Source organism: Helicobacter sp. CLO-3, assembly GCF_001854545.1.
Taxonomy (GTDB): domain Bacteria; phylum Campylobacterota; class Campylobacteria; order Campylobacterales; family Helicobacteraceae; genus Helicobacter_B.
Window position 1 is genome coordinate 1 of the sequence record NZ_MLQN01000024.1, and the last position, 12,810, is coordinate 12,810.

Sequence of the window (12,810 nt, forward strand, 5' to 3'; positions counted from 1 at the left end):
TTTGATTATTTAGAGAGTTTGCAAAGTCTAGAGAAGTTTTTAGCATTTTTCTTATTTCTTCTCCTAGTGTGTTTGTGACTACTTCTACTCTACCTTGTGCGTTTGCTACTTGGGTGGAGAAGTCAAGTTTGACAAAGCTGTCAAATACGCGATTTAGCTCGTGGAGGTCGTTGCCCACGCCTGTGGATAGAAGCTCTAGGAGCTGATTTACAGAATCTTTTAGCGTGTTTAGCTGTGGATTTGAGCCTTGTATGGTTATGCGCTTGGTTGCGTAGCCATTTTTGGCGTGGTCTATCGCAGCTAGCGATTCTTTGACTAGCTCGGCGTCGCGGTCGAGGTGTTCTCGCGATTTATCGACATTTTGGTTGATGATTTGTCCTATTTTGCCTAGCTCGTCATTGGCATGCACTTTGATGTGATGCACTTCGTTGCCTTCGTGGTTGATGTATTTGAAAAACATATCTAGCGTTTTTAGAATCAATGGGAATCTAGAAATCACGACGATTCGCACATAGAAAAACACCGATACCAAAATCACCGCCAAAACGATAAGCGACACGACAAGTATGCTTAGCTCTAGCTTATAAAGTGGCGCTAGTACGGAGGATTTGGGCGCGGTCACTAGGACGGAGAATCCGGAGCCATCTTGTGTTTTGAAAGATGAGACGCTGGCGTAGCTGTCGTTGCCTTCTAGCGTGATGTAGTCATCAAACACATCGCTTTCGCCATTTAGCACTGCTTGGAAAGCCTCTTTGGATTCTGGGCGGTTATTTACATCCATGATGTTTTTTAGTATATATTCGCTCAAAGTGTGCGCTACGATGCTTCCATCTTGGGTGAAAAAGCCCTTTACCTCGCCTTCAAATGTCGTATCTTTGGGGTTTAGCATAAAGTCAGAAATTTTGCTTATATCAATAGCGAAGCCATACACGCCGACTAGCTTTTGGTTGCTATCAAAAATAGGAGCGACGACATTCACCGCTTCAAACTCCACGCCATTGACGCGCGCCATAAAAGGCTTGCCAAAGGATACAGAATCCCCATATTTAGCGGTTTTGACTATCTTTTGCACGACTGGGAAATTTACCACACTTTCATCTGCTTTGACAAGTCTTAGCCCGCCTATATTATTCAAATCGGTGTCTTCATAAATCAGCACGATATTGCCTCGACTGGTGACGAAGGATTTGTTGTGGTTGGCGAAATTTTCGGGAGAATCTAGCAGGTAGATATATCCATATTTGGCGGCGGTCACGCTATCTAGCGATGATTTTAGCACCGCTTCAAAAGTGCTTGGCATATCGGATTTGCTAAGCGGTGCTAGGCGCAACATCTCTTTGAGCGTCTCGGAGCCACTGGAAGTGATGGCATAGATCTCGGCGAAGGAGTTTTCTATGTAGTTTGCGTATTTGCTAGAAGCGTTTGCGATGATGTCTTCAGCGCTGGTTTTTATCTGTGTGGATACTTGGCTGGAGACGACGAGCGATAGGACTAGAATCCCGATCACCACGATGACGGATACAAATGACATAATCTTGGCGCCTATGCCTAGATTGCGAAAAATTGGTAGCATATTTCACCCCTTGTGTTGCGAGCTATTCGCGGATTTGTGCGCTATTAGACGCGATTTATTTGCGCTTTGGCGCGTTTTGAATGCTATTTATAAAAATAGTGCGCGATTTTATCACTTTTTGGCTTAAAGTGCGATAGATTGTAAAGAAATTGCTAATTTTTTTACAAGATATGCAAAAAATACCCAAAAATGCAGAATCTACGCGGTGTTTTGTGCGATTTTGCTGTGGTGTTTTGTCGCTGTGGCGCTGGCGTTTTGTCGTTGCTTTGTCGCAGCTATGGTTTTGCTGTTGCGATGCTACTAAATCGTAAAAATCTACAATTAAGTAAATAAAATGTCGGGAGACAAAAATACAGAAAGACAAAAAAGAAGTAAGACAAACGTATATAATAAAGATAAAAGCAGGTGGTGTCCTCGGCGGGATTCGAACCCACAACCTTACGATTAGGAATCGTACGCTCTATCCTGCTGAGCTACGGGGACAAGCCCCCATAGGTAGGGGGAGTAGCTTATTTTTTAGCTACTAGGTCTTTTAGGCTTTTGCCAGGTTTGAATTTAGGAACATACTTATCTTTTGTGCTGTAAGTTTTGTTTGTCCCTGGAACTTTGCCTGTTTTGCCTTTTTGCATTACAGCTTCGAATTTACCAAAGCCTACAAGCTCAACGCTTTTTTTCTTGCTTAGCGCTTTTTCAACAGCTGCGATAAACGCATTTACTGCTGTTTCAGCGTCTTTTTTGCTAGGAAGTTTTCCAGCGTCTTTTATTAGATCTACGAACTCTGCTTTATTCATGGTATCTCCTTTTGGATGAAATTTTAAAGCGCGCCTATTTTAGCCACTTTATCCCACAAAATCAAGGGTTTTACGCGATTTTTGCGTAAAATTTGTGTAAATTTTTTGATTTAGCGCCCTATTTATCGATATTAGCCAATCTTTGAGAATCATTTTTATGCAATTTTGACACTAGCAAAGCGCTATTTTGCTACGCTAAACGCCCTGCCAAGCGCGAATCATCGCTAAGCCAAAACCAACGAGGCGTAAAATTCATAGGCTAAACGCTAATTTTTGCCAAACTAAAGCTAGCCAAGCACAAAAATTTGCCAAGCAAAACACCAGCAAAACGCTAACAATGCCAAAGCCAAACGCTAACCAGCACCAAGCTAAACGCCAGCCAAGCGCCAAAACAGCGCCTAGCCGATCTCTTTCAAAAGCTTAAGAATGCTATTTTTATAAGATTCTAGCTTTTCTTTGCTTCTCGCTTCAAACCGCGTCACAAGCACGGGCGTGGTGTTGCTAGCGCGCACAAGCCCCCAGCCCTCATCAAATATCACGCGCACACCATCGATGTCTATGATGTCTTTTATCGCCGGGAAGTTGGCGTTAGACTCTGCTTTGATACTTTCAAGCCTTGATTTCAGTCGCTCGATAGTTTTAAATTTCACCTCTTCTGTGGTGTGGATTTTCTCTTCAAGTGTCGAGAAATACTGCGGAAGCGCTAGAATCTCGCCTTCCACCTCGCTAGGCGTGCGCCCCACAAACAGCTCTAGCGCGCGCAGTGCCGCATACAGCGCATCATCATAGCCATAATATCTATCGTTGAAAAACAAATGCCCGCTCATCTCCGCTGCCAAATGCGCGCCGAGCTCTTTTAGCTTTGTTTTTAGGTTGCTATGCCCTGTTTTATACATCACACTTTTGCCTATTTTGTCTATCTCATCATACATCACTTGCGAGCATTTCACTTCGCCGATGACTATGGGGTTTGGCGTGGTTTTGGCGATATCTCTAGCAAAAAGGATAGCCAGCTCATCGCCTTTATAATCATGACGCGGCGTCATCAGCGCCACGCGATCTGCATCGCCATCAAAGGCAATTGCGATTTGCAAATCATGTGCCTTCATATAGGATTTGACAGATTCTAGGTTTTTGGCTTCGCTTGGGTCTGGGTGGTGGTTGGGGAAGGTGCCATCTGGCTTTTCATAGAGGCTTACATGCTTGATATTTAGCGCATCTAGCACGGATTCTAGCCCTATCGCGCCCACGCCATTGCCATAGTCAAACACCACTTCGTATTTGAAATCTTTAAGCCTCGCAAAATGCTTGATAAGATAGTCTTGATAGCGCGCTAGCATATCTATTTTTTGCACTTCTTTTTGGCTTGCTTGATAGGCGATGTCAGTGCTTTGTAGTCGCTCGCCAAGCGCTCTAATCATATCGCCATAAAAAGGCTTGCGATCGATAGTGATTTTAAATCCATTATATTGTGGCGGGTTGTGGCTGCCTGTTATCATCACAGAGTGGCGGATGCTAGATTTTAGCCCGCTTGGCACATCCTCTTGAAATGTCGCAAAATACGCCACCGGTGTGGGTATCATCCCCATAAACACCACCTCGCAGCCGCTCGCCAAAAGCCCATCTTTCAGCCATTCAAAAAGCACAGGCGAATGCACGCGCGCATCGTATCCTATGGCTATGGTGGTGGATTCTGGCGTGGTGTCGGCGATGTATTTGCCTAGCAAAAAGCCTATGCCAAAGACATTTTGGCGGGTTAGATTCTCCTCATAAATCCCGCGTATATCGTATTCTCGAAAGATACTCATATCTAGATTTTGCATATTTGCTCCTTTTTGGTGGTTTGCATGGTGTGGTATGGTGCGCTTTGGATTCTGGTTTGGCGCGCTTGCCTTTTGATTCTATACAAGCAGCAAGCTTGCTTTTTTGGCTAGAATCTATGCTGTCGCTTTTGCGCCTGCACTAGAATCTAGATTTTGGATTCTACACCACGATACACAACAGAATCTAAAGCAAGCTTTTATTTGGTGATTTAGGCTTGGTGATTTGGGTTTGGTGGTTTTGCTAGTTTTGGCTAGATTCCACTTCAGAATCTGCTTTCGCGCTAGAATCCGCGCCCGCGCCCGCGCCAGCATTTCCCGCGATTAGCTCTTTTGCCTGCACGCAAAGCGTGCGCCACTCACTTTGCGTGTCAATCTGTGCGCATTTATCAAAATACTCTAGCGCCTCCTTTGGCTTTGCCTGCGCGTTGTAAATGCTAGCGATACGATAGAAAAGCTGCTGGCTATCCTCTTTGTCTAGCTGTTTAGATTCTAGGGGTTTTAGCGTGCTAAGCGCTTGGGCAAGATTTTTATTTTCTCGCAATACATTTGCCAGCGCAAACTCCGCATAAGGCGTGAATTCATCCGTCTTTAGCGCGCTTTGAAGCTTGATAATATCGCGCGCATAAAGCTCGATACTCATACTATCTTTTTCATCTATAGAATAGCCCAAAAGCGTCGCATACACCGGTAGTATCCTTGCGTCATTTGCAAAATGCTCTTTCAGAAATGGCAGTGCTTTTTTGGCTTCATTCCTAGAATCTAGCGCGCTTAGGATATCAAACAGCGTAAAAGCGATGTCATAATGCTTTTTTTGGTTGATAGCAAGTGTAAGCGCATCGCGCGCGGCAAGCGAGGCATCTTTGTATTCGCCCAGATTGTAGAGATTGTTTGCCACGCGATAGAGCCACTCTAGGCGCGCATCTTGGGTTTTGCTAGATTCTACCATGCCTTGAGCGATGTATTTCGCACTCGCATTTAGCCCTGCCCCGCTAGCACAATCAAAGACAAAAAGCTTCTCTTGCGCGCTTAGCTCATAGGGCACATTTTGCGTGAGATATGGCACGATGCTAGCGCATTCTTTTTTGGCGGCGGCGTCTTTTATCATGGATTCTATGGCTTTTTTGCGGTAGGCATTATCCGGGTCATTTTCATAGATACTCATCACATCTTGGTATTTGCGCGCGCTTAGCAAAATCTGCGCGCTTAGCTCTTTTGCTTTGGCTGACTCATCGGTATCTGGGTATTTTGTGATGATATAGGCGTATCGTTTGAGTTTATCCACATCATCGCCACCTATAGCAAACAAAATCTCATCATCCCTATCCTGCACGAGTTTCGCTCTATCTTTGTAGTCTTCTTCAAACTCTTTGATATAGCTTTGATTATACTCATGCGCCTTATCAAAATCTAGCGCATTGGCATAATACTCACCTAGCCTAAAGCTATACTCCTCTTTTGTGGCGATATCTGGCGCGTTTTTTATCACGACTTGGGCGATTTTAGCAGGCGTGGCGTAGTCTTCATTTTCGATTAGCGCTTCGATGATTTCTTGAGTCTGCGCTAGAGAATCCACAAAAAATCGCGGATAATTATCTAGCACTTTTTGGAGCAAATCCTGCGCGCTTTGCATATCTCTCTGCTCTGCTTCAAACAGCGCCCACTGCGCGGCTATCTCGCTAGCACTTGGAATGTCTTTTGCCTCGGTGTAGGCTTTTTGGAAATAAATGCTAGCGCGCGTTGGCGAGTTTGTTTTGGCGAGGTTTGCCAGCTGCATTTGCGCTAGTGGCGCGATTTTGGATTCTGGATATTCATCGCTTATGCGCTTGTAATAATACTCCGCTTCATTTGGCACATTGTTTTTGACATAGGCTTTGGCAAGTATGTAGAGTATCTCTGGCACATCCGGATCTGATGCAAACGCCCTCACCCACTCAAGCGCTGGATTGATAAGCACCTCATTATCATCAAGCTCTAGCTTAGAAGTCGCGATGATTCTATCATAAGTGAGATCGCGGCGGAAGACGGAGTTTGGATTCTGCTTCAGCGCTTCATTTATCTCTGTAATCGCAGAGATATAATCCTGCCGCTCCATCGCCTGCTTCACTAGCGAATATATCTCAAAGTCTTTGTTATTTGTGGCTTTTAGCGGGCGATTGTCAGAATTTAGCTCGGGGATAAATGGCGTCTGCTCGCCTAGAATCTTTACAGGAAAATCTAGCCCTTGCCTTTGGTCTTGCATATCTTGTGAGAGGAAAGGGATTTTGTTTTTATAGCCCACGATTTGCCATATTTTGGCGTTTTGCTGGGGGTTTTTATCCATGGTAAAATCAGCTTTGGGATCTTTTGGGATGGCAAAGAGTTTTTGCTTGTGCTTTGGGTAAATATAAAGCCAAAAATGCCCATCTATCATTTTATAATTGATGCGAAAAAAGCTATTTTCTAGCCCCGGGAATCCCCTATCTGGAATCCGCGCGATCTCGCATTCTATGGATAGCACTTTGCTATACACATCAGTGATTTCTTGGCAGGAGAATGCAGAATCATTACGCAAAGAAAGCACAGAGAAATCCTCCCCGCCCTCTTTGCCAAAAGTCGTAGATATTTCTAGGGCATTGGCAGTCGTAAATACGCCCAATAAAAGCGCGCCACAGAAACAACAAATGCCAGCAAAAAAGTGTTTTTCGCGCAATCAATAAGCCCCAATCACATATTTTCCTATAAAATCAAGCAAGAATTGAACCATAAAAATGCTAATACAGCAAATAAAAGCGCTGCCGCCGATGATGATTTTGCCTAAAGTCGTGACATGGATGCCTGCGCGCGCTGGGGTTTGCGCGGGGTTTGGCGTATTAAAATTTGGCGTGCCAAAATTATTTGATGTGTCGAAATTTTGCGCGTTGAAATTATTTTGCGCGCTAGCGTTTTGTTTGGCGTTTTGCGCGCTGGCATTTGGTGCGCGCAAAAACATCGCCACCACCGGCTTTAGATAATAAAACGCCGCTATCGCGCTATTTATCATCATAATAACCGTAAGCAGCGGATAATCCGCGCTAAAGGCACTTATCACGACATAGATTTTGCCCCAAAAAAGCCCAAAAGGCGGAATCCCCGCCAAAGAAAACAAAAATATCGCCGAGAGCATTGCATACATGGGCGAGATTTTCAGCATACCATTAAAGCGGCTTATGGGATATGTGAAGCGCGCGGATTCTTGTCTGGATTCTAGCGCGGATTCTGCTTTGGATACCATAGAATCTAGTTTAGATTCTGCGCCAGAATCCATTCTTTGCGGTGCAAACCACAGCAAGCCAAACGCGCCAATATTGCTAAACGCAAACAAAAACCAATACAAATAAAGCGAAGTCAAGCTCATCTGCGTATCGATAAGCACGCACGCCAGCACAAACCCAGAATGCGAGATCGAGCTAAATGCCAGCATGCGCTTTAAATCTTGCTGCACGAGTGCGGCGATATTTGGGATGGTGATGGTTAGGATGATGAGCGCGTATAGGGCGTTGTTTATCCAAGTCACGCCAATCTCAATAAACGCGCCAAAAACCACGATAGCCACCGCAAACGCCGCGATTTTGGGGATGATAGACACCACACCTGCGATAAGCGCGCTAGAGCCCTCATACACATCTGGCATCCATGAGTGAAAAGGCACCATCGATGCTTTAAACCCAATCGCACCCAGCATAAACACAAGCCCGATAAGCACCGCAAACGCAGAAGTATAATGCGCGCTTTGCAATGCTTCTTGGATATAAGACAAATCAAAGCTAGCGCTTGCAAAATAAAAACACCACGCGCCAAAGATGAAAAACACGCTAGCAAGCACGCTTAGGATGAAGTATTTGATGCTTGCTTCTATTTCAAGATTTTGTGCGAGGCTTGGCAAGAGTGCGCGGCTGGTGGATTCTGCGCTTTTGCGAAAATCTAAATTGGTAGAATCTAAATTAGTAGAATCTAAATTAATAGAATCTAAATTAATAGAATCTAATTTGGCAAAATCTCGTTTGGCGCAAGCTTTGCGATTAGATTCTGTAGATTCTGGTGCGTTTTTGCCGCTAAGGGCAATAAGCGCGATAAGGCATAGCGAGCCTATCTCAAGCCCTAGCAATATGATAAGCAAATGCGTGCTAGATACCATGATGTCAAAGCCAGCGATCATTAGCAAAAATAGCGGGAAAAACTCCTCTATGCTAGCGATGCCACCATTTATGCTACGCACATTGCTTGCGTTTGCACCAGCGCCTCCCTCCCAAAAAAGCGCGACAAACAAAAGCGCGCTAAGCTCCATTAGCACCTGACTTAGCACGCTAATGCCTGTGATATTTATAAGCCCAAAAAACGAGCCTCCAAATGAAAGATTTAGGCTAAAAATAATGCTAAGTGTTAAAAACACCATACCAAGCGCGACATTTAGCCGCCGCAATGCATGCGCGCTAGCGGACAAAAACACATTGATGAGAAGCAAACAAAGCGCGCCAAAGACAAGCACCACGCTAGGCAAAATCGCGCCAAGCGCCAATTCTGAAAAATCTATATTTGCCAAATTCATTTTTGCCCTTTATTTGGATTGTTTGTCGCGCCTTCTTGCGTGACAGAAGAGGAAGAAGCGGCGGAAGTGGCGGAAGTAGCAGAATCTAAAGCAGAATCCGCAGAATCTATATTTTTAGATTCTGGTATATGGGGGCTCATAGTTTCATAATCAATAATTTCTATGGATGGCATCTCCTTGCCACCCTTGCTATCTAAGCCAAATGCGCGCTTAGTAGATTCTGCTTGCGCGCGGTATTGCGCTTGGTCTATCATCGCTTTTGCACCAGAATCTGCAAGGTTTAGCAAAGGCTTTGGATACACGCCAAAAAACACAATAAGCGCGATAAATGCACCGATGATAAACTTCTCTCTAGCATTTAAATCCAAAAATTGCCTTTTGCTAGCGATGCCCGCGCTAGATTCTGCGCCAAAAAACAGCCTTTTATAAAGGCTTAGCATATACACCGCAGAAAAGATTATCGTCATCCCGCCGATAAACGCCATAATAGGATGCGCCAAAAACATCCCAAGAATACTTAAAAACTCGCCCACAAAGCCAATGCTTAGCGGCAGTCCGACATTTGCCATAAGCACGATACCAAATGACGCGCAAAAATACGGCGCCACGCGCGCAAACCCGCCTACACTTGCGATATCTCGCGTATTTACCCGCGCGCTAAACATACCTATCATCATAAACAGCGCCGCGCTCACCACGCCATGCGCAAACATCATAAACACTGCACCGCCAATCCCAACCAGCGTAAAAGAAAAGCACCCAAGCACCACCACGCCCATGTGCGATATGGAGCTATATGCGATGACTTGCTTCATATCGCGCTGCGCGTATGCCACAAACGCGCCATAGAGGATCATCACAAGTGCTAGCGCGATGATAGGCATACTAAAATCATAGCTCGCATCTGGGAAAAGCGGGAGCAAAAAGCGCACGATAGCATAAGTCCCCATTTTTAGCAAAAGCGCAGAGAGCGCGACAGAGCCAAGTGTTGGAGCATTGCCATAAGCATGTGGAAGCCATGCGTGAAAAGGGATAATAGGGATTTTCACCGCGATAGCAAAGAAAAATGCAAAAAACAATACCGCTTGATACTCGCTAGGCAGCGGCATATTTAGCCAATCATTTAGCTCAAAGCTAAAGCTTTGGTTTTTCAAAAAATGCAAATACGCATAATAAAGCATGCCTAAAAGCATCATAAGCGAAGCTAGGAAAGTGTATAAGAAAAATTTGAGCGCGGCTTTTATCTTCTCGCCACTGCCCCACATGCCTATCATGTAAAGAATCGGCAGGAGTGAAAGCTCCCAGCCGATATAAAAAAGCAGAACATTTTGCGCGCTAAACACGCACATCAAAATAGATTCTAGTATCAAAAGGCAGGCGATGAAATGGTTTGGCGCGTGTTTGGCATTCATATAAATGCTGCTTAGTGCGATGATGAGCGCATTTAGTAGCATTAGCACTAGTGAGATACCATCAATGCCTACATGATAAGATATGCCAAGCGAAGGGATAAGAGGAAGCGATTCTACAAACTGCATGCCTGCGTTTTGCAAATCAAAGCCCGCCCAAAGCGCGCACACCAACAAAAGCTCGATGACAGCACTCATGATACCAAAAATTTTGGCGATTTTAGATTCTAGCATGAGTGCCAGCGCACCAGCAAGCAAAGGAAAGAAAATCACCACACTAAGCAAATGCTCTAAGTTATTTAAATATTCCATCACTTGCCTCCTAGCACTAGCACAAATACGCTCAAAAGCAAGACAAGCACGCCAAAGAGCATAACTCTTAGATAAGTGCTAATATTGCCATTTTGGCATTTGCCAAGCATTTTTGAAAGCCACAAAAGCACCACGCCCACCGCATCGATGCTTTTATCAAAAATAGCTTTTTCAACCTTTTGCCAAAGCAGCGTGCAAAACGCGCCAAAAAAGCGCACAAACACCGCATGATAGATTTGTGGGATGCAGTATTGATTTGTAAGCAAGCGATAGAAAAAATTACCAGCTGGTTTATAATCAAAGCTTCTATATCGCGCCCAAGCGTATAATATCCCAGCACTTGAAGCACCAAGCGCAATGCCTGCAAGCGTGTGCCCATCCAATAAGCCATGTGGCATTTCAAAGGCTAGAATCTTATTTAGCGCAAAAAATATTTTGTCATGGAAAGCACCAGCGATAAGTGCCAAAATAGCCAGCGGAAACATCGCAAAAAGCATGAGTTTTGAGGCTTCATGAGGATGTGGGATGTCATAGGCGTCGCTAGATTTTGGTGCGAAAAACACCAGCATAAACATCCTAAAGCTATAAAACGCGCTCAAAAACGCGCCAAACACCAAAATCCCCCACAAGATTTTATAATCGCTGCTAAAGCTAAATTCTAATATCAAATCTTTGGAAAAATACCCAGCAAATGGCGGAATCCCACAAAGCGCGAGATTGCCAATCAGCATAAAAATCATCGTGTATTTTAGCGGCTTAGCAAGCCTTCCCATGCGCGTGATATCAAGCCCATCATGCATCGCATGCATCACATTTCCCGCGGACAAAAAGAGCAAAGATTTGAAAAATGCGTGCGTAAAAAGATGAAACAGCGCCACCCAATACGCCCCAAGCCCCGCCGCTACAAACATATATCCAAGCTGGGATAGCGTAGAATAGGCGATGATGCGCTTCAAATCCTTACCAACAAGCGCCATCGAAGCGGCAAATATCGCCACAAACGCGCCAAGATACGCGATAAACTCGCCAATATGCGGAATCTGCATATAAAGCGGATGCGCTCGTATCACAAGATACACGCCAGCGGTTACCATCGTGGCGGCATGGATTAGCGCAGAGACGGGCGTGGGGCCTTCCATCGCATTTGCTAGCCAAGTATGCAAGGGGAATTGCGCGGATTTACCCATAGCACCGATGAAAAGCAAAATGCCTATAAGAGAGAGTATCCAAGGGTAAGACGCGCTTATATCCGCGCCTGCATTTATGCCAGCGCCCGCGCTAGCACCCATATCTAGGCTATTTAGATTCTCCATTTGTGCGAAGGCAAAAGTAGATTCTGCAAAATTCTGCGCGGCATGCGGCGTATCGAGCATAGCAAAGACTTGCTCAAAGTTTAGCGTCCCAAACACCCAAAAAATCAGACATATCCCAAGCAGCATGCCAAGATCAGCGATGCGATTGCTTATAAATGCCTCCATGGATGCAAAGTTTGCACTCTGCCTTTCATACCAGAATCCAATAAGCAAATACGAACAAACACCCACGCCTTCCCAGCCTATAAAAAGCCCCAAAAAATTATCACTAAGCACCAAAAACATCATCGCAAAGACAAAACCGCTTAGAAAGCTAAAATATCGATTAAAGCCCTTGTCATGCTCCATATAGCCGATAGAATAGAGATGCACGAGCAATGAAACAAATGAAATCATCACTATCATCACCGCATTTATCGCATCCAAGCGGAATCCAAAATCCACGCTAAACCCGCCTATCTCTATCCAATCAAACAGCGACACGCCAAAAGTGATGCCCTCCATCGCCGCAATCATCAGCACCGCACTCGCAAGAAACGCACACAATATACAAAAGCTATTAAACCAGCCGATAAATGCGAGTTTGCCACGCATACCAAACGCGCCAGCCACCAGCGCGCCAACAAGCGGGGCAAACAGCACTACAAGCAAAAGTATTTGCAGCGTATAAATATCTATAAATCTACTCATCTTATCCCCTCATCACGCTGATATGATCGATATCCAAGCTTTTATGCTTGCGATACCACAAAAGCACCAGCCCCAAGCCCACAGCCACCTCGCTAGCAGCGATAGCGATGACAAAAAGCGCAAAAATCTGTCCATTGAGATCATGAAACATAGCGCCCGTGGCGACTAGCGCGATATTTATCGCATTTAGCATAATCTCGCTCGATAAAAACAAAAGTAAAATATTTTTGCGCCTAAGCATACCAAAAAGCCCTATGCCAAAAAGCACGATAGCTAGCACGATAAAATGATAAACGCTTAGATATTCGCCAAATTGTGTAGTAATCATCATAAGC

6 protein-coding genes, 1 tRNA gene and 2 pseudogenes are annotated in these 12,810 nt (G+C 44.8%); all 9 read right to left on the minus strand.

Annotated elements, in window-relative coordinates; translation table 11 throughout:
• Positions 1 to 1,573 (minus strand): cache domain-containing protein (locus BKN38_RS07050; protein ID WP_070957751.1); only part of this gene is annotated, 1,573 nt, incomplete at its 3' end.
• Between the two features lie 406 nt (positions 1,574 to 1,979).
• A tRNA-Arg gene (locus tag BKN38_RS07060) sits at positions 1,980 to 2,056 on the minus strand.
• A 26-nt stretch (positions 2,057 to 2,082) separates the two neighbouring features.
• Positions 2,083 to 2,364 (minus strand): HU family DNA-binding protein, encoded by a 282-nt coding sequence (locus BKN38_RS07065; RefSeq protein ID WP_066454634.1) that lies wholly within the window; start codon positions 2,362 to 2,364, stop codon positions 2,083 to 2,085.
• 398 nt (positions 2,365 to 2,762) lie between these two features.
• Complete coding sequence (locus BKN38_RS07070; protein ID WP_066454632.1) at positions 2,763 to 4,187, minus strand: phosphomannomutase/phosphoglucomutase; 1,425 nt, start codon at positions 4,185 to 4,187, stop codon at positions 2,763 to 2,765.
• A 241-nt stretch (positions 4,188 to 4,428) separates the two neighbouring features.
• Positions 4,429 to 6,822, minus strand: coding sequence for a tetratricopeptide repeat protein (locus tag BKN38_RS07075; RefSeq protein WP_143000239.1), 2,394 nt, complete (start codon positions 6,820 to 6,822; stop codon positions 4,429 to 4,431).
• A gap of 378 nt (positions 6,823 to 7,200) precedes the next feature.
• Positions 7,201 to 8,751 (minus strand): annotated as a pseudogene (locus BKN38_RS07080) (NADH-quinone oxidoreductase subunit N); the annotation flags it as partial.
• 227 nt (positions 8,752 to 8,978) lie between these two features.
• Positions 8,979 to 10,472: pseudogene (locus BKN38_RS07085) on the minus strand (NADH-quinone oxidoreductase subunit M); the annotation flags it as partial.
• Complete coding sequence (gene nuoL, locus BKN38_RS07090) at positions 10,472 to 12,475, minus strand: NADH-quinone oxidoreductase subunit L (protein WP_066454624.1); 2,004 nt, start codon at positions 12,473 to 12,475, stop codon at positions 10,472 to 10,474. The gene nuoL and the pseudogene BKN38_RS07085, both read right to left, overlap by 1 nt.
• Position 12,476: 1 nt before the next feature.
• On the minus strand, positions 12,477 to 12,803 hold the full coding sequence (gene nuoK / locus BKN38_RS07095) for an NADH-quinone oxidoreductase subunit NuoK (protein WP_066454622.1): 327 nt from the start codon (positions 12,801 to 12,803) through the stop codon (positions 12,477 to 12,479).
• Positions 12,804 to 12,810 lie beyond the last annotated feature (7 nt).